This window comes from Phyllobacterium myrsinacearum (genome assembly GCF_014138285.1).
Lineage (GTDB): Bacteria > Pseudomonadota > Alphaproteobacteria > Rhizobiales > Rhizobiaceae > Phyllobacterium > Phyllobacterium myrsinacearum_A.
Map to the genome: position 1 here is coordinate 294,007 of NZ_JACGXN010000003.1, position 17,560 is coordinate 311,566.

Annotated in this window: 16 protein-coding genes and 1 other annotated feature; of the genes, 5 read left to right on the forward strand and 11 right to left on the reverse strand. The window is 54.5% G+C overall.

What is annotated here, in order from left to right; genetic code table 11:
- Nucleotides 1-2: 2 nt before the first annotated feature.
- Nucleotides 3-2,069: an FUSC family protein gene (locus FHW16_RS13625; RefSeq protein WP_182549751.1), complete on the reverse strand. Its 2,067-nt coding sequence runs from the start codon at nt 2,067-2,069 to the stop codon at nt 3-5.
- Nucleotides 2,066-2,539, reverse strand: a complete 474-nt coding sequence (locus tag FHW16_RS13630) for a MarR family winged helix-turn-helix transcriptional regulator (RefSeq protein ID WP_182549752.1) — start codon at nt 2,537-2,539, stop codon at nt 2,066-2,068. The genes FHW16_RS13625 and FHW16_RS13630 overlap by 4 nt, the downstream gene beginning before the upstream one ends.
- A 158-nt stretch (nt 2,540-2,697) precedes the next feature.
- Nucleotides 2,698-2,753: a sequence feature (sul1 is cis-regulatory element that is thought to sense ions involved in sulfur or methionine metabolism; They are found in Alphaproteobacteria), on the forward strand.
- Between the two features lie 69 nt (nt 2,754-2,822).
- Between FHW16_RS13630 and FHW16_RS13635 the strand changes: the two genes are divergently transcribed.
- Entirely contained in the window at nt 2,823-4,262 is a 1,440-nt protein-coding gene (locus FHW16_RS13635) for a SulP family inorganic anion transporter (RefSeq protein ID WP_182549753.1), read from the forward strand.
- Nucleotides 4,263-4,327: 65 nt separating this feature from the next.
- Here FHW16_RS13635 and FHW16_RS13640 read toward each other — a convergent pair whose 3' ends face one another.
- Nucleotides 4,328-4,984 carry a glutathione S-transferase family protein gene (locus FHW16_RS13640; RefSeq protein ID WP_182549754.1) on the reverse strand — a complete coding sequence of 219 codons (657 nt, stop codon included), beginning with the start codon at nt 4,982-4,984 and terminating at the stop codon, nt 4,328-4,330.
- A 10-nt stretch (nt 4,985-4,994) separates the two neighbouring features.
- Entirely contained in the window at nt 4,995-5,636 is a 642-nt protein-coding gene (locus FHW16_RS13645) for a dihydrofolate reductase family protein (RefSeq protein ID WP_182549755.1), read from the reverse strand.
- Nucleotides 5,637-5,726: 90 nt separating this feature from the next.
- Between FHW16_RS13645 and FHW16_RS13650 the strand changes: the two genes are divergently transcribed.
- Nucleotides 5,727-6,242, forward strand: a complete 516-nt coding sequence (locus FHW16_RS13650) for a winged helix-turn-helix transcriptional regulator (RefSeq protein WP_348643888.1) — start codon at nt 5,727-5,729, stop codon at nt 6,240-6,242.
- 64 nt (nt 6,243-6,306) lie between these two features.
- Here the strand turns inward: FHW16_RS13650 and FHW16_RS13655 are convergent, their stop codons facing one another.
- Entirely contained in the window at nt 6,307-6,759 is a 453-nt protein-coding gene (locus FHW16_RS13655; RefSeq protein WP_182549757.1) for an Lrp/AsnC family transcriptional regulator, read from the reverse strand.
- A 120-nt stretch (nt 6,760-6,879) separates the two neighbouring features.
- On the opposite strand from FHW16_RS13655, the gene FHW16_RS13660 reads away from it, so the two are divergent.
- Nucleotides 6,880-7,875 carry a nucleoside recognition domain-containing protein gene (locus tag FHW16_RS13660; RefSeq protein ID WP_182549758.1) on the forward strand — a complete coding sequence of 332 codons (996 nt, stop codon included), beginning with the start codon at nt 6,880-6,882 and terminating at the stop codon, nt 7,873-7,875.
- 124 nt (nt 7,876-7,999) lie between these two features.
- Nucleotides 8,000-9,640 (forward strand): AMP-binding protein, encoded by a 1,641-nt coding sequence (locus tag FHW16_RS13665; RefSeq protein WP_182549759.1) that lies wholly within the window; start codon nt 8,000-8,002, stop codon nt 9,638-9,640.
- 103 nt (nt 9,641-9,743) lie between these two features.
- On the opposite strand, the gene FHW16_RS13670 is transcribed toward FHW16_RS13665, so the two are convergent.
- The 6 genes from FHW16_RS13670 to FHW16_RS13695 form a co-directional block, all read right to left on the reverse strand.
- Nucleotides 9,744-10,496: a FadR/GntR family transcriptional regulator gene (locus FHW16_RS13670; protein WP_246711753.1), complete on the reverse strand. Its 753-nt coding sequence runs from the start codon at nt 10,494-10,496 to the stop codon at nt 9,744-9,746.
- A gap of 1 nt (nt 10,497) precedes the next feature.
- Nucleotides 10,498-11,475, reverse strand: a complete 978-nt coding sequence (yjfF, locus tag FHW16_RS13675) for a galactofuranose ABC transporter, permease protein YjfF (protein ID WP_182549760.1) — start codon at nt 11,473-11,475, stop codon at nt 10,498-10,500.
- Nucleotides 11,472-12,488, reverse strand: a complete 1,017-nt coding sequence (locus FHW16_RS13680; RefSeq protein ID WP_182549761.1) for an ABC transporter permease — start codon at nt 12,486-12,488, stop codon at nt 11,472-11,474. The genes yjfF and FHW16_RS13680 overlap by 4 nt, the downstream gene beginning before the upstream one ends.
- Entirely contained in the window at nt 12,485-14,002 is a 1,518-nt protein-coding gene (locus FHW16_RS13685; protein WP_182549762.1) for a sugar ABC transporter ATP-binding protein, read from the reverse strand. Before FHW16_RS13685 ends, FHW16_RS13680 begins: the two co-directional genes overlap by 4 nt.
- A 74-nt stretch (nt 14,003-14,076) precedes the next feature.
- Nucleotides 14,077-15,033, reverse strand: coding sequence for a galactofuranose ABC transporter, galactofuranose-binding protein YtfQ (ytfQ, locus tag FHW16_RS13690; RefSeq protein ID WP_182549962.1), 957 nt, complete (start codon nt 15,031-15,033; stop codon nt 14,077-14,079).
- 380 nt (nt 15,034-15,413) lie between these two features.
- Nucleotides 15,414-16,433, reverse strand: a complete 1,020-nt coding sequence (locus FHW16_RS13695; RefSeq protein WP_182549763.1) for a GlxA family transcriptional regulator — start codon at nt 16,431-16,433, stop codon at nt 15,414-15,416.
- A 132-nt stretch (nt 16,434-16,565) separates the two neighbouring features.
- On the opposite strand from FHW16_RS13695, the gene FHW16_RS13700 reads away from it, so the two are divergent.
- Complete coding sequence (locus FHW16_RS13700) at nt 16,566-17,474, forward strand: DMT family transporter (protein WP_182549764.1); 909 nt, start codon at nt 16,566-16,568, stop codon at nt 17,472-17,474.
- Nucleotides 17,475-17,560 lie beyond the last annotated feature (86 nt).

Sequence of the window (17,560 nt, forward strand, 5' to 3'; positions counted from 1 at the left end):
TTCTACTCCGCTGCAGTTTGCAGTTCTGACTGTGGTGATCTGGCGACGTATCCGGCCAGCGGCGTTCGAGGTGCCGGCGCATAAGGGAACAAAGCCCGCCGCAAACCGACAAGAGCATCAAGCACGCTGCGGCTGGCTGCGCCCGGTTCGGCATCGCCAAAGATCAAGGCTTTGTCCAACCGATCCAGCAAATCGGATTTGGGCTTGACCGCCTGATTGCGTATGAGCCGGTGCTGGAAAAGATCAGCGATACCCACAAGAACGGCATCGACATAACTGTCGTCGAGCAGTCTTTTCCGCTCGGACTGCAAGACAAGAATATTGAGACCGATACGCACTTCGACAAATCCATCGACTTCCGAAATATACCGGTCTTCCAGGGAGGCAAGCCGAGGTATCAGCTGACCCATCCGGTCCAGCATCCGGCCACTGAGCTTTTCATAATCACCCTGTCGCAATCCGGCAGCCGTCTCGGCAAGATCCGCCCAACCTGCCCGGACCAATCGCTGCGCGGCAATCTCCGCACCAAACGGCCGGACCAAATTCGTCCAGACAAAAGCAAGGCCGATCCCGGCAAGCGCAGCAATCCCTTCATTGGTGAACGATGTGAAATCGGCACTGAACCGGTTTTGCATTGCAACAAATGAGGCAGTGTTTACCGCAAGGAGCATGCCAATCATGTTGAACTGGGCACGTGGAATGAGAATGCCGATAAACAGGAAGGGTGGCGCAAATGCCAATACCAGCATTTCATAGCCACTCAGAGCCGGCAGAATTGCGAAGAGGTAAAGAAAGGCGATGGCCAAACTGATGGCACTCCACACCAACATTTTGAATATGAACGGCGCGGGCCTGTCCATCGCCGCGAAGAATGAGCTGGCGACAGCTGTCATCATCACGAAACCTGCACCACTCTGCCACCCCGTCTGAATCCAGATGAAACAGGCCAGAAATGTCACGCCAACAACCGATGCTGACGAAAAAAACAGCAGGGCATAATCATGATACCGGTTGCGGCCAACGACCTGGCGGTGACGAAATGCGGGCATCCAGCGGCCTGCCTGCCGACCTTGCGCGATCTGCTCCTTCAGCGTCAGGCAATCGTGCCAGAGATCAATGATCTCCCGTAGCCGGGCTACTGCACTTGAAAGAATCAAGCGCTTCCAGCCCGGTTCCGGAGTTGCCGATTCCAGCCTGTTGATCTCGGCAGAAAATCGCGCCAACTCAAGTTCCGATACGGATTTCGATTGCAACCAATCAGCGACGTTTGAGAGCAAAGTGGCCAGATCCGGCCGCAATGGCGTACCATCGGACTTCAATGCATGCAGTCGATCGGCCAGCGATGAGAACAGGGGCAGAAGCATCATGAGCCTCCCGCGAAGTTCCCTAGCGTGACGCGTGATATCGCGGGTACCCGCATCATAGGCCAGTTGGCTGATGATGAGGTCGAGCCCTGCAATGTCGGAGGCTAATCGCTGGCGTTTCGCTGGTGTTACAGGGATTGCCCCTTCACCGCGCAATATTTCATCACCCCAGTCTGCCGCATCGTCAAGCCAACTGGATATCCTGGCCCCCAAGGCGGTTCCGACACTGACAGGGAATGCGATTAATCCAACAACCGTGGCGCATGTAATGCCGATAATGATCTCCTCGGTACGTGCTACCGCCGTGTCAAAGATGGCGTCGGGAGTCATGACGGTGGGAAGCGCGATGAGCGGCAATGAATATCCGGCAAGCATGAAGACATAGCTGCGGGGTGTTCGATCCAGCATGGATATGTAAAGCAAAGTGCCGGTCCACAGCGCAACAACAAGAGACAGAAGTTCCGGAGCATTGACGAACAGGGGCACGAAAATGACGGCTGCGCTCGCGCCGATGATCGTTCCGAGCGCGCGATAAAGGCCCTTTGAGCTTGTTGCACCAGCAAGGGGATTGGCAACGACATAGACTGCAGCCATAGCCCAATAGGGCCGTGGCAGGTCGAACCACAGCGCAATATAGAGGGCCATCATTGAAGCGAGGAAGGCTTTGGCCGAAAACAACCACTCCCGCCAGGACGGCATGGTCACGGTGTTGTCTCAATCTCACCGACTGAAGGTATCATGGTATGCCCGGCACGATCAAAAGCGGAAAGCACGCGAAGCGCTGCCGTGAGATCTTCCTCGCTCACATCAGCCAATATTTCACCGCGCAGGCCAACAAGTATATTCTCGAGCATTGCGGCTGTTTGCTCGCCTTTTTTGGTTAGCCATAGAGTCTTTGCCCGCCGGTCAACCTTATCCGCCTTGCGTATTACAAAATCTCCCGCCTCAAGCTGGTCGAGCAAACGGACAAGGGACGGACCTTCAATTCCAACATAAGTGGCAAGATTATTCTGGCGCACACCTCCACCAAGCCTCCCGATCCAGACCAGGGGCGCCCCACAAGCTTCCGAGATGTTGTGGGGTATCAATGCTTGATCGACAAGTCGCCGCCAGTGGCGACCGGTCTGAAGCAGATTCGCGGTAAAAGCCCGTCTTAATGTATCGATTGAGTCCATGAAAAATAGATAGCATACAAATTATATGCTTTCAATGATTATGGTTTGCGCATTGAATTTCATCGCGCAGCACTCGCCTTGCCGGAACACAAATGCGCACCGATGGGCGATTGGATGTTGCGTTGCGGCAAACGTGCAGTTTATAACGGACGTATTCGATTGGACCCGGTGAAATTCCGGGTGGCTATTCCGGCCGCCGATCCGCCGGACCACGCAAAACCTGCATGCCAATGCGTAACACTCACAGAGTGTCGTTCGGCCATGCTTTGCGAGAATTCAATACATGCAACGCCTATCCATTAGCCGGGACTGGTCCGCCAATCCCATGCGCGAGATGCTCGCCGGCGCCGTAGCAACGTTCGCGTTGATCCCCGAGGTCATCGCATTTTCGTTTGTCGCTGGTGTCGACCCGCAAGTCGGGCTGTTCGCTTCATTCGTCATCGGCATCGTTATTTCTTTCAGCGGCGGGCGTCCCGCCATGATTTCGGCTGCAGCAGGGTCGGTTGCTCTCGTTGCTGCGCCTCTAGTCCACGCACATGGACTGGCATACCTCTTCGCAGCCGGCTTGCTCGCGGGAGCGATACAGATCCTGTTCGGACTGCTTCGCCTCGGCGTCCTCATGCGTTTCGTTTCGAAATCCGTGCGCACCGGCTTTGTCAACGCATTGGCGATACTGATTTTTGCGGCTCAGTTGCCGCATATCCTGGGAGGAAGCGGGCTCGCCTACGTCCTTCTGGCAGCGGGGCTGGCCGTGATTTACCTTACTCCCCGTATAACAACCACAATTCCATCCCCCTTGATTTGTATCCTTATCCTCACTGTCGCCTGCATCGCCTTGGACCTTCCGGTTCAAACAATCGCCGATCTTGGAAAACTACCCGATGCACTTCCGACCTTTGGTTGGCCTGCAGTTCCGTTAACGTTCGAAACACTGACCATCATTGCGGGCCCCGCACTTGCCATAGCGATGGTGGGATTACTCGAATCCATGATGACGGCGAGCGTCGTCGACGAACTTACCGATACCCCGAGTTCAAAGAACAGAGAGTGCACGGGACTTGGCATCGCAAACGCCGCAGCAAGTTTGTTCGGCGGCATAGCCGGGTGCGGAATGATCGGCCAGACCGTCAGCAACGTAAAGTATGGAGGGCGTGGGCGTCTTTCCACGCTCTTCGCCGGGGCTTTCCTTTTGATCCTCATGGTTTTACTCAAGCCATGGGTTTCGCAAATCCCGGTCGCAGCCTTGGTTGCTATCATGGTCATGGTAGCGATCGACACGTTTGACTGGTCATCACTGCGCACAGTTGTAGTTCACCCGAAGATGTCGAGCGTGGTTATGTTGGCCACCGTCGTCGTCACTGTGTCCAGTTCCAATCTGGCTCTCGGTGTGACGGTTGGCGTTCTTCTCAGTGGGGTATTTTTCGCATTCAAAGTCGCCAGCCTGTTTCGTGTTGACGTTGAGAAGGATGCAGGGGGACGGCTGACCTACCGCGTACTGGGGCAGGTCTTCTTCGCCTCATCGGACTTGTTTGTCGAAGCGTTCGATACGCGCGACGCCGTTGGCAAAACCGTTCTGATCGATCTGTCGGAAGCACACTTCTGGGACGTCACTGCGGTAGCGGCTCTGGACAGGGTGGTGCAACGCTTCAAAACACACGGCATCACTGTTGACTTGATCGGCCTCAATCAGGCGAGTTCGACGCTGATCGGGCGCCTGTCGTGAGCATGCAATTGATCCATGGCACAGCAGCCGCTTCAACAGGGCGAGACAACGCTCCATTTCGTTCTTCAATCACGTCCGACCGGCGCACCGAGCGGGAACATATGCCGGTAGGGGCGCGCCTCGTCGAGTGCTCTTGCATAGCTGGGCCGGGCTAGCAAACGATCGCGATAAGTCCAAACCTCTTTGTAGCTTTTCGGTATGGGATGGGTCCAATCCGCATAGAGGAGAGACGGTGCCGCCGCACAGTCGGCCAGGCTGAACGTATCACCAGCCACCCATTCCCGTCCCTTCAGACGGTGATCAAGTACGCCAAAAGCAGCCTCGAAGGCAGCCTTCCATTTCGCACAGTCTTCTCCGTCGTCTGCTTCGCGCCCGATAGCAACATAAACCATTCGCTGCTGGGGATAGTTGATGTAATTATCAAAAAAACGGTCCCACATCCTGACTTCAGCTGCCTTGGCCTGATCTTCGGGTATGAGACGTGATGTCTCCGGATAGAGATTATCGACATACTCGATAATGCTCGTTGCCTCGAAGACCATCTTGTCGCCATCGGTGAGCAGGGGGAATTTACCGATAGGCCACAGCGCTGCGAATGCGCTTGCTATCGGCTCGCTTCCGTCGAGCATTCTCGTCTCAAAATCAACACCCTTTTCATAGAAAGCGGTCTTTGCCTTCTGCGAATAGGACGAGAGCGGATGGAGATACATCGCCATGGTCATCGTCGGCCTCCTATCGGGCAAGTACGATGTGGGTCGCGAGATCTGTCGCAACATGTTCGACCACGCGAAAGCCAAGGCCCGGCAAATCAATCCCGGCAAACATAGCTTCACCACGTCCGAGGACCACTGGTGCGACCGCAAAATGCAGTTCGTCAACCAAGCCGGCCTGCAGATACTGGCGCACCGTACTGACACCGCCGCCAATCTTCACATTCTGTTCGCCTGCAACTGTCTTCGCCTGTTCAAGTGCAACTTCGATACCCTCGGTAACGAAGTAGAAGGTTGTGCCGCCCTCCATGACTATGGGTTCACGCGGATAATGTGTCAGAATGAATGTCGGTACATGATAAGGCGGGTTATCGCCCCACCAACCTTTCCACGATTCATCCGGCCAGTCACCGCGCACAGGTCCGAACATGTTTCGCCCGAGGATGAAGGCGCCAAATCCCGCCATTGCACGCTTGGCATAATCGTCATCGACTTCCTGCGATCCGCCTTCTTTACCGAACATCTTCTGAAACGTCCGTGTACCGAAGGCCCACTGATGCAGCTCCATCCCCCGCTTTCCGAGCGGATCTTGCATGCTCTGCTCCGGCCCGGCGCCAAAGCCATCAATGGAAATGGAGAAACCCGCAACCCGTACCTTAGCCATACCATCCTCCTACTGATTGCATTTCGCAACTGGTTGCAATATCTCACAACCGATCTTACATTGCAACTGGTTTTTCGGAGAAGAAAGTACGTGGATATCGAACAACGATCGGGATGCCCGATCAATCTTTCCTTGGAAGTGATCGGCGATAAATGGAGCCTTGTGGTTATCCGCGATATGATGTTCGGCAACCGCCGGCATTTCCGCGATCTTCTCACGCATTCCGAAGAAGGAATTGCCTCGAACATTCTTTCCGCCCGGCTCAAACGCCTGGTATCGCTCGGGTTGATCAGCAAACAGGACGATCCCAGTCACAGTCAGAAAGCGATTTACAGCCTCACTGATCCAGCCATCCAACTGGTGCCGGTTCTTGCCATGATCGGCGCCTGGGGACGCAGGCATCTGCCGGTCACTGAAGAACTCAGCATCCGAGCACAGCTTCTTGAAGAAGGCGGCCAGCCGATGTGGGATGCGTTTATGGACGAGTTGCGGGAAATCCACATCAAGGACCCCATCCATGGTGCGAACGGCGAACGCACTTCAGCGGTACTGGCCCGTCTTACGGAAGCTTACGAGCGTATCCGCAGACGCAATTCGAACGCATGACATAAACGGGGGATGCATCGCGTGCATCTCTTACCGTACCGGTTGGCATGTTGGCACCGACAAACTACAACGGGATTGCAGTTGCTTCCTTGGCAGTTCGGATGACGAACATCGTGTAGTAACGCGCAACGTTACTGCCATCCTGGAACAGTCGAAGACACAGGGCATCGAATTCCTCCATGTCCGCGACGCGCACCATGAGAACAACGTCGGTTTCGCCGCTCACGCTGTAGGCCTGCATCACGGCCGGTTCTTTGATGACGAGGTCAAGAAAGCGACGTGCGTGCTGCTCACCATGGCGCTCGAGCTCGACCGTGACGATTGCCTTTGTTCCCTTACCGGCCTTTGCCGGATTGAGAATGGCAACGATGCGATCGATGATGCCGGTTGATTTGAACCGGCGGATGCGCCGCAGACAACTCGAAGGCGCCAATCCTACTTCCTCTGCCATATCGGCGTTGGTTCGCGACGCATCCTCCTGCAAAAGACCCAGCAACTTCCTGTCAATGCCGTCCAAGTCACCCCTCCTCACGCGCGAAACAACTATGCAATAGTATTGCATAGATCTGCAAATTTTGACCACAAATGCGAGAGGTATCGCGCTAGCGGTATTGGCAACAATGACGGAGATAGTGCCATGCCTGTGCGATTTGCCCTTTACCGGAAAACTTTGGAGACGCTCGAGGTCTATTGGGAACTGGTTCGCATCATCGTACCCATTGCCCTGTTCACGCAAGTATTGGTGGAGCTTGGGGTCATCCGCGCTGTCTCGCCGTTCTTTGCACCGCTGATGAAATTGCTGGGACTACCGCCAGAACTCGCGCTCGCCTGGCTGACCGGGTTGCTGGTCGGGCCGTGGGGAGCCTTGCTGTCTCTGTTTACGCTGACGCCGGTGTCCACACTGAGCGTTGCCGATATGACCGTATTTTCGGCAATGCTGCTGTTCGCGCACGCTATTCCGATTGAACAGCGCATCATCCAGAAGGTTGGGCCAGGCTTTGTCGCGACAGCAGCGCTTCGCATTGGCGGAGGGCTGATCTTTGCCATCGTCTTGCATCAGATATTTACGGTTACCGGTTGGCTGTCTGCACCACTGCAACCAGCCTGGCTACCAATGAACGACAACGCCGGATGGATCGGTTTTTTTCAAGGTATGTTCAAAACCCTGGCAACCATGCTGATCATACTGATTGGATTGAGCTGGCTGATGGAGCTTCTCAAGGTTTCGGGCATTCTGGGCTTGCTGAATAAAGCGCTTGCGCCCCTCTTCAGAATTGCCGGGATTGAGGCACCGACCATACCATTTGTTGCAGTCGGCCTGTTCCTTGGAATTTCCTATGGCGGAGGCTTGCTGTATCGTGAGGCGCGTACCACGTGTGTCCCGCCGCGTCAGATGTTCCTCGCCTGCGTCTTCATGGGATTTGCCCACAGCATCATCGAGGACACGTTGATCGTCGTTTCGCTGGGCGCCGATTTCACCAGCGTTTTCTTCGGTCGTCTGGTCTTTGCCATACTTGCAACTGCGCTCATTGCCCGGACAATTTCCGCTATATCAGACGGCATCTTTTTTCGAACGCTGTTCCGATCGCAAACCCTTGGCTCCATGCAACCGGAACCCGGCATTCACAGCTAATGGCCTGAGGCGGGTGACAGGGCTGTGCCGACGCTCATTTCCATGTCATAAAATCGAGAGTGCCGTTCTCGGGAGAAACCTGCCAGCAGGGAGCATTGCACCGGATTTCGGGGGAGGAACCAGCATGGTGAGTTATCGGCAGGCATATGAGAGTTTTGATATCGGCGTCGAAACCAAATTCCTGAACGGCAGCTTGGAAAACGGTCTCAATGCCTGCGTGGAGTGTTGCGACAGACATATGGGTTCCCATCTCCCGGCTCTGTTTTGGGAAGGACAAGACGGCCGCTCCCTGACCTATACGTTTGAGCAATTATCTGCGTTATCGGCAAAATTCGCCCATTCATTGGTTGAACTGGGTGTCAAACCGGGCGACCGCGTGGCTGGATTACTGCCGCGCATTCCCGAGCTTCTGATAACCATTTTGGGTACATGGCGGGCCGGTGCTGTCTATCAGCCACTCTTCACCGCATTTGGATCGAAAGCGATAGAGCATCGCATCAATGAATCAGGCGCGAAGATCATCGTCACGGATGCGAACAATCGGCCAAAGCTCGCAGACGTGTCTCACTCGGCCCGAATCGTAACCGTCAGTGCAATCGACGGAGGCAGCACAGAAGCTGGCGATATCGATTTCCGGACGGATCTCGAACGGCAACCGTCCGTTTTTGAACCTATCCTCCGCAGCGGTAACGACCCCTTCCTGATGATGTTTACCTCCGGTACGACAGGTACTGCCAAGGCGCTTGAGGTTCCGTTGCGCGCCATCATGGCCTTCACGGGGTATATGCGTCACGCGATCGATCTGACACCGGAAGACAACTTCTGGAACATCGCAGATCCCGGCTGGGCTTACGGTCTGTATTATGCAGTGACAGGACCGTTGGCACTTGGCCATTCAACCCTCTTCTACGAGGGCGGTTTCAACGTTGAAAGCCTTGTGCGTGTCATCCAAAAATATGATGTCACCAATCTCGCAGGCTCGCCGACCGCCTTTCGGCTTGTCATCGCAGCCGGCGCAGATACCGTGGCTCCGATCAAGGGACAATTGCGCGTTGTCAGCAGCGCCGGAGAACCACTCAATCCCGAGGTCATTCGCTGGTTTGCTGAACATCTTGATACGGTGATCCATGACCACTATGGCCAGACTGAGCTTGGCATGGTCTTGTGCAATCATCATGCGTTGACCCACACAGTGCACGAAGGTTCGGCCGGATTTGCGGTACCGGGACATCGTGTGGTTATCGTGGATGAAGAGGATCAGGAACAACCAAGCGGCATTCCCGGAAACCTTGCCGTTGACCGCACGCAATCACCTCTCCTCTGGTTCACGGGATACAGGCACCGTGACACACCCTCGCTCGGCGATGTCTATTACATAACCGGTGATACCGCAGAGCTGAACGAGGATGGCAGTATCAGCTTCGTCGGCCGCTCAGACGATGTCATCACATCATCAGGATACCGCATCGGCCCATTTGAAGTTGAAAGCGCGCTTATCGAACATCCTGCCGTGATGGAAGCTGCCGTGATCGGAAAGCCAGATCCCGAGCGCACCGAGATCGTCAAAGCCTTCGTCGTTCTTCATGCGGCCGAGTTTCCGACAGATGAACTCGTCGAGGCGTTGAAGCAACATGTCCGCCGGCGCATGTCGACACACTCTTATCCAAGAGAAATCGAGTTCATAGATGCCCTGCCCAAGACGCCGAGCGGCAAAATCCAGCGCTTCATCCTGCGCAATCAGGAGATTGCGAAAATGACCACCTGAGAAGCTCGGCATCGATTCTGTGGAACTTGTTGACGGCAAAATCCGTTCGATGGTTCCCTCACGACAGAACACACCTGATAGGCACGACTGAACACCCACCAGCTTAATGCGTCTCTTCCTTCGTCGCTGCAAGGACACGCTCCGCGCCATCATCGATAACACCGCGCATGGCCTTTCTGGCAGCACGTGCGTTGCGATCTCTGATCGCATCGGCAATCGCCCTATGCCGCGCCACCGAATAGCTGTGCCGCTCGGGATTGGGTATTGGCGAACTGATCGTAAACGTGGTCACCAAAGCTACTTCAATCAATGCGCTGATCGAGCGCATGAACGGGTTGTGCGATGCGTCGGCAATGGCGATATGAAATTGCAGATCGCTGTCAACAAAGCTGGATGCGGATTGGCCCGCCTCCCCCATTTTCTCAACCCATTCATAAAGTTTCTCAAGCTGGGCCTCCGTTCTGCGGCGCGCGGCGAGACCCGCCGCTTCAGGTTCAAGTGCCAGTCGCATCTCAAGAAGGCTCGACAAAAATTCCGGAGTGGGGCCAGCCTCGAAATGCCAGACCAAAATATCCGGATCGAAGAGATTCCAATGCGAGCGCTCAAGCACTCGCGTGCCAATTTTTGCCCGAGGTTGAATCAAGCCCTTCGCCGCCAGGGTCTTCAGAGCTTCACGCAGCACCGTACGCGACACGCCAAACCGATCAAACAGTTCGGCATCTCCGGGCAGAATACTGTTTTCAGCATAATCACCGCTGATAATGCGCAAGCCGAGTGCCCGCATGACATGGCCATGATGTGTATGCGAATGGCCTGCAGTTCGAAAATCATAATTTGAAAGGTCGTTGCGTGGCAAATCATCCCCCACTGGTCGCCGTTGTTCTTTTCAATGAAAGGAACACCAATATGCGCTGCAAGGCAATGAACGAGAAGAGAAGGACACCAACAACGATTTTTGTCCACCAGCTGGACAAGGTTCCGTCAAAGACAATGTAAGTCTGAATAATACCCTGAATGATCACACCGATGAACGTACCCGCGACATAACCAACGCCGCCAGTCAGCAACGTCCCCCCGATCACAACAGCCGCGATGGTATCAAGCTCAACGCCAACGGCTGCGAGAGAATAACCAGCAGACGTATAGAGAGAGAAAACAATGCCTGCGAGCCCCGAAAGGAAACCAGACATCGCATAGATACCGATCGTCGTTCTGGCGACCGGCACACCCATCAGTTCAGCCGACGTCCGGTTCCCGCCGACGGCATAGACGTAGGAGCCGAATTTGCTGAAATGCGCCATCACGATACCGATTATGAATACGACCATCATCAGGAGGCCAATAAAGGTCAGCCTCCCACCGCCGGGCAGCCGGTAAAACAGCCCCTGTAACATCGCATAGAATTCGTGATCGATTGGAATAGAATCCGTCGTCATCACAAAGCATAAGCCTCGCGCCAGAAACATCCCTGCCAGGGTGACGATGAAGGCGGGCACCTCGAGATAGTGGATAATAGCGCCCATGCCTGCGCCGAACACTGTAGTGATCAGCAGCGCGATGGCGAAGGCAATCAGGGGATGGACGCCATACCGGGTGATGAGAACAGCAAGCAGCACTCCTGTGAAGGCGATCACCGATCCAACCGAGAGATCAATACCGCCTGAAAGAATGACAAAGGTCATTCCGACAGCAGCGATTCCCAAAAAAGCGTTGTCGGTCAGCAAATTCCCGGCAACACGGGTCGAGAACATCGCCGGGAACTGGAAAACGCAGGCCGCGTAGGCGATGATACAAATCAGCAATGTGGCATAGAGGGGCAAAACACGTGTGTTCATTGCCTGTTTGCCCCCTTCGAGCGGAATTCTCCCTTAAGAAACGCCCATCCGCCCAGGGATGAAAATGACTGCGCCAGCAAAATCACAATGATGACCAAGGCTTTCAGGATAAGGTTGTATTCGGGTGGAAAACCCGACAGCAATATCCCCGTGTTCATCGCCTGAATGATAACAGCGCCAAGTGCTGACATGAGAATTGAAAAACGGCCGCCAAAAAGTGATGTACCCCCGACAACCACCGCCAGAATAGCATCCAGCTCAAGCCAAAGACCCGCGTTATTGGCATCAGCTCCGCGAATATCAGCCGCAATAATAATACCCGCCAACGCAGCGCAGACACCGCAGAAGGCGTAGATTACGAGCAATAACAATTTGCTGTTCAGCCCGGCATAACTGCTCGCGCTACGATTGATGCCAATGGATTCAATCAGGAGCCCGAGTGCGGTTCGCCGGACGACGGCAATGGCCAAAGTCAAAAGCAATGCCGCAATCAAGATGGGCATCGGAATGCCGGCAAATGACCCGGTTCCGAAGAAAATCAGTCCAGGTTCATTGAAAGTAACGATGGACCCTTCAGTAATAAGCTGCGCGATACCACGCCCGGCAACCATGAGGATCAAAGTCGCCACGATGGGTTGCAGGTCGAAATAAGCCACAAGAATGCCATTCCACAAGCCGCAAAGCAAACCTGCACCAAGCGCAGCAAGGATGACAATGGGGACAGGATAACCGGAAACAGTCATTGTCGCGGCCAGCGCCCCTGAAATTGCCATGACAGCGCCAACCGAAAGATCGACACCGCGGCTGGCAATGACCGCGGTCATACCGATCGCAAGAATGATCACCGGAGCACCGCGGTTGAGCACGTCGATCAAGCTGCCGAACAATCGCCCGTCCTGAAGGCGTATTTCGAAAAAACCAGGAAACGCCAGATAGTTGAGAAACAATATGAGCATGAGCGAAAGCAGCTGTGGCATTGCCTTCGTCAGCGCAGCGGTATTCAGGCGGCTCATGCCGAGGCTCCTTCGGGTTCAGCAGCGATCATCCCCAGGATATTTGACGCTGTGATTTCGTCACCGGAGAGCTCTCCGCGATGGGCGCGATCCCGCAAGACAACAACGCGGGTGCTATAGGCGACGATCTCCTCGATCTCCGAGGAGATAACGAGCAGCGCCATACCGTCATCGCAAAGCCGATTGATCAGGGCAATAATCTCCGCATGCGCCCCGACATCAATGCCGCGGGTTGGTTCGTCAAGAATAAGAAATCGCGGATTGGTTGCCAGCCAGCGGGCAAGAATGACTTTCTGCTGGTTGCCGCCGGATAGAAATTTGACGGGCTTCTCAATATCCGTGGTTCGAATATCCAGCGCCTTGACGAATTTATCGGCCAAGACGGTCTGCTCACGCCCCGACAACCGGTTGAACCAGCCCCGTTGAGCCTGCAGCGCAAGGGAGATGTTCTCCCGAACGGAAAGGTCTCCGATAATTCCGTCAGACTTGCGATCTTCCGGACACAGCCCGAAACCGCAGGCCACTGCTGCCTGCGGCGTTCGAATGAGTGCCGGATTTCCGTCGATATGAACATGTCCCGTGTCAGCCGTCTCGATGCCGAACAGGATCTTGGCGGTCTCCGTCCGTCCCGAACCCAAAAGCCCCGCCATGCCGATGACTTCGCCTTCGCCGATATCGAGATCGAATGGCGCGATGCTGCGGCTGCGTCCAAGGCCTTTGAAAGAGAATTGTCTGATTGCAGGGACGGGCCGATCACGGCGCGTATTGTGTGTGGCAATGGCCAATGTCCGCCCAAGCATCAGTGAAACGAGTTCGATCTTTGGAAGTTCTGCGGTCAATGCACAGCCCGCCAGCTTTCCATTGCGCAAGATCGTTACTCGGTCACAGATCTCATAAACCTGATCAAGGAAATGTGTGATGAAAACAATACCAAGACCGCGTGCGCGCAACTGGCGAAGTATGGCAAACAGGATCTCGGTCTCATGACGATCAAGACTGGCGGTCGGTTCATCAAGCACAAGAACGCGCCCCGACATATCGACAGCGCGCGCGATTGCCACGAGTTGCTGGACAGCGACAGAGTAACGGGACAAATCGGATGCGACATCCAGATGCAGATCATATTGCGCCAGCAATTCCCGCGCGCGTTCTTCCATCAATTTGCGATTGACGAAACCGAACCGCATCGGCTGGCGGCCGATGAACAGATTATCGGCAACTGACATATTGGGAAGCAAGTTTACTTCCTGATACACTGTGCCGATACCAAGGTTTTGCGCATGTTGGGTGTCGCGCACGTTTACAGCCTGCCCGTCGATTTTAATCACACCCGAATCCGGCTGATGCACGCCTGTCAGCACTTTGATGAGTGTCGATTTTCCTGCACCATTTTCACCGAGAAGCGCATGAATCTCGCCTGACCGGACAGTAAAATCGACACCATCCAGTGCTTTAAATCCAATGAATGATTTACAGATGCCTTCGACGGTCAGAAGACCAGGTTTGTCCGTCATTGCGCCCTCTCCCCGAGCGAATTTTCGATCAGTGACCAGCCGTCCGAACGGGACGGCTGGCACGACGGTCCTGATCAGTATCCCAGACCCTTTTTCTCTTCATAGACCTTCTTAGGATCATCCGCTTGCGTATAGAGTTTCGATTCCGTCTGTATCCACTTCGGCGGAGCTTTTCCGCTATCCTTGAATGCCTTCAATGCGTCGAATGCTGGCCCTGCCATGTTCGGGGTCAGTTCAACCGTTGCATTCGCTTCTCCTTCCGACATCGCCGTGAAAATATCGGGGACCGCATCAACTGACACGACAAGTATGTCCTTGCCGGGCTTCAACCCGGCTTCTTTGATAGCCTGAATTGCACCGACGGCCATATCGTCGTTGTGTGCATAGAGAGCACAGATATTCTTGCCACCGCTCTCGGCTTTGAGAAAGCCCTCCATGACTTCCTTACCCTTGGACCGGGTGAAGTCGCCTGTCTGGCTGCGGGTAATCTTGATATTGGAGGCAGAGGCAATCCCCTCCTCAAAACCCTTTTTGCGATTGATGGCAGGACTTGAACCAACCGTTCCCTGCAATTCGACTACCTTGCAGTCTTTGCCTGCTACTGCTTTGGCCAGCCACTCGCCGGCAACCTTGCCTTCATGCACCGTGTCGGACGTTACGGCCGTCAAGTAGAGGTCGTCATTCGTTGTTTCGATCGTGCGATCCAAAAGAATGACTGGAATTTTTGCTTCCTTGGCCTCAGCGAGAACTGTATCCCATCCCGTCGCCACAACGGGGGCGATGAAAATGGCATCAACACCTTGAGCAATGAAGCCGCGGATCGCCTTGATCTGGTTTTCCTGCTTCTGCTGAGCATCGGCAATCTTGAGATCAATACCGCGTTTTTTTGCTTCAATTTTCGATACAGATGTCTCAGCGGCACGCCAGCCTGACTCCGAACCAATCTGTGAAAATCCAACTGTCAAATCTGCAGCATTGGCATACCCGGCAAAAGCCATCGCAACCGTGCTGGCAAGCAGAATTCTCTTCATAAAAATCATGACTTCTCCTCCCGAAATTGGTCAAGTTTTCAAGATCCTCCCAGACCTCGAGATACTACTATAATATAGTAATACAAATAACAAGCGAGTTCATAATTTCCGCTGGATGGCGCTACCCGGCAAAGAAATCGTGAGCGCTACGGGGGGCTACGAACGGTTGGGCGCCGCTAATACATCTGCGTTAGGGGCCTGCTTGGTCTTGGTCCCGCGAGTGGGTCAATTCACCTGCCAGCTGGCAATAACCATTGCGGGGAATGAGTTCGGGTCTTGGGTTGGCCTGCACCAACGAAGATGCACCCTGTTGCTGTCCCGGTGATAAGCTCAGGGAGCGCGAACACCAGCCGTTCTCCAGCGGTGTGCGGTCGATCAGTTCATGGGCTTGGCGGTTTCAGAGTCAACCTGCGGAAATCGCGCGGTGTACATGCGAAACGGCGGCGGAACATCCGGCTGAAATGCGAGGAATCGGCAAAACCACATTCTACCGCGATCATGGTGAAAGACTTGTCGGTGTTCTCTATCAGCTGACGCGCTAGCGAGAGCCGCATGTCAATGAAGGCAGATTGGGGCGAGGTCCCGAGTGCCCTCTGGAAGTGCCGTTCGAGGCGCCGCTTGCTAATACCCAGATGCTTGGCGATCTGATCCACAGAGATTGGTGAATCGAGGCTCTGCTGCGCCAACAGCAGCGCTTTCCTGACAAAGGGATCGTTCGTGCTCAGATCGAGTATTGGGCTCGGCTGCGGGGAATCTTCTACCTCTGCTTCGTTGATCATCATGATGCGCAAGCTTTTAATCGCCGGCGCTTTGCCGATGTGCCTCTCGACCAGAAATGCAGCCAAATGTGCCGTGCTCGCACCGCCTGGACAGGTGAGACGATCACGATCGACAATGAATATCTGATCGGAAACCGGACGGAGACCATCGAACTGCTCCAGGAAATCCGTATGGTGAAACCAGCTGATACAACAACGATAACCGTCCATCAGCCCGGCATGATGGAGAGCAAATGCGCCGGTGCAAACCCCGATAAGCGGTACTTTGGCCGCTGCGGCACGCTGAAGGTACCGAAGATACTCGGGATTAAGATTGGGGATCTCATCGATAAGTCCGCCCACAACCGCGATGTAGTTGAACTTGCTGGGATCTCCAAGCCGCTCGTTGGGCTCGACCATCACACCGCTGCTGGAAGCCACGGGGTTCATCGTGTTGGATAACACACTCCATTCGCAGCGGATCGGTCGGCTGCGGTCGCCTTCGTCCGCCGCCAGCCGCAGAACATCGACGAAATTGGCGAAAGCATTAAGCGTGAAATGCCGCGCCAAAATGAATCCGACGGATAGCCTCGGAGCTTCCTCGCTTTTCCGGACGGCTTTTATTGGCCAGCGCTCACGCATGAATACTTTCCTTCGGGGTGTCGCTTACATAACATCGAATTGACGCATCCATTCTGTTCGAGCGCGAGGGATCCAGCAATACATTTCACAAGACAGTTCTTCAGGCCCCGCCAGGATCGCAGGATTTGCGTCATGATACTTACCTATGGTGCATTTATATTACTCGGTCTCATCTGGGGATCGAACTTCATCTATATGAAGTGGGCTACAGCCCTCATCAGCCCTGAACAAATAGTCCTTTTGCGGGTATTTTTTGGTTTTCTTCCACTGGCATTTGCGGCATGGCGCAAAGGCGCGATCGATCGTAGCCAATTGCGCCATCTGCCGCATTTCCTGGCCATGGCTTCTGTGGCAACGGCTCTCTACTACTTTGCCATTGTAAAGGGCACGGCATTGCTTCCCTCAGGCATTGCGGGTGTGTTGGGCGGATCCATTGCTTTGTTCACTGCAATCTCCTCGCTCGTATTTCTGCGGACGGAAAAACTCAACAGATTGATGGCACTTGGTGTCGCGCTGGGTTTTGCCGGCATTGTTATGATTGCACGACCCTGGGAGGGCGCAAGTAACCGTATCGATCCCATGGGTGTTTTCTGGATGTTGTCCGGCGCGGTCATCCTTGGACTGTCGTATGTTTATGTTCGCCGTTTCCTGTCACCGCTTAACTTACCACCACTCGCACTCGTTACCTGGCAGATGGGACTCGCGCTGTTTATCCTTCTCCTTGTGACAAACCTCACAGGTATCGGGCGGATAACTCAAAATACGCACGCGGCTATCGGCTTGGTAATTGGTCTTGGTGTCCTGGGAACCGGAACTGCCTTTTTGCTCTATTACCAATTGCTGGAGAAGCTTGGGGCTGTTGCCGCCTCAGGCGCGACTTATATCACGCCAGTCGTCGCGCTGCTGATTGGATGGATCAATGGCGAAGATGTCGGCATATTGGAATTGGCGGCAGTCATCCTGATCCTTGGCAGCATCGCGATGTTGCAGCTCGGACGCCAACGCTCCGTCCAGGAAACATGTTCCTCACCGAAAATCTGAATTCGTGTATTTCTGGATGATCCACTGGAAAACTCCCTTTCCCGGCCTCTCCTCACGTGACGCACAGGTTGTGACATGCGATAGTT

Coding starts and splice junctions, on each gene's coding strand:
- FHW16_RS13630 (WP_182549752.1), bottom strand. CDS start 2,539: ATGGACTCAATCGATACATTAAGACGGGCTTTTACCGCGAATCTGCTT.
- FHW16_RS13635 (WP_182549753.1), top strand. CDS start 2,823: ATGCAACGCCTATCCATTAGCCGGGACTGGTCCGCCAATCCCATGCGC.
- FHW16_RS13640 (WP_182549754.1), bottom strand. CDS start 4,984: ATGACCATGGCGATGTATCTCCATCCGCTCTCGTCCTATTCGCAGAAG.
- FHW16_RS13645 (WP_182549755.1), bottom strand. CDS start 5,636: ATGGCTAAGGTACGGGTTGCGGGTTTCTCCATTTCCATTGATGGCTTT.
- FHW16_RS13660 (WP_182549758.1), top strand. CDS start 6,880: ATGCCTGTGCGATTTGCCCTTTACCGGAAAACTTTGGAGACGCTCGAG.
- FHW16_RS13665 (WP_182549759.1), top strand. CDS start 8,000: ATGGTGAGTTATCGGCAGGCATATGAGAGTTTTGATATCGGCGTCGAA.
- yjfF (WP_182549760.1), bottom strand. CDS start 11,475: ATGAACACACGTGTTTTGCCCCTCTATGCCACATTGCTGATTTGTATC.
- FHW16_RS13680 (WP_182549761.1), bottom strand. CDS start 12,488: ATGAGCCGCCTGAATACCGCTGCGCTGACGAAGGCAATGCCACAGCTG.
- FHW16_RS13685 (WP_182549762.1), bottom strand. CDS start 14,002: ATGACGGACAAACCTGGTCTTCTGACCGTCGAAGGCATCTGTAAATCA.
- ytfQ (WP_182549962.1), bottom strand. CDS start 15,033: ATGAAGAGAATTCTGCTTGCCAGCACGGTTGCGATGGCTTTTGCCGGG.
- FHW16_RS13695 (WP_182549763.1), bottom strand. CDS start 16,433: ATGCGTGAGCGCTGGCCAATAAAAGCCGTCCGGAAAAGCGAGGAAGCT.
- FHW16_RS13700 (WP_182549764.1), top strand. CDS start 16,566: ATGATACTTACCTATGGTGCATTTATATTACTCGGTCTCATCTGGGGA.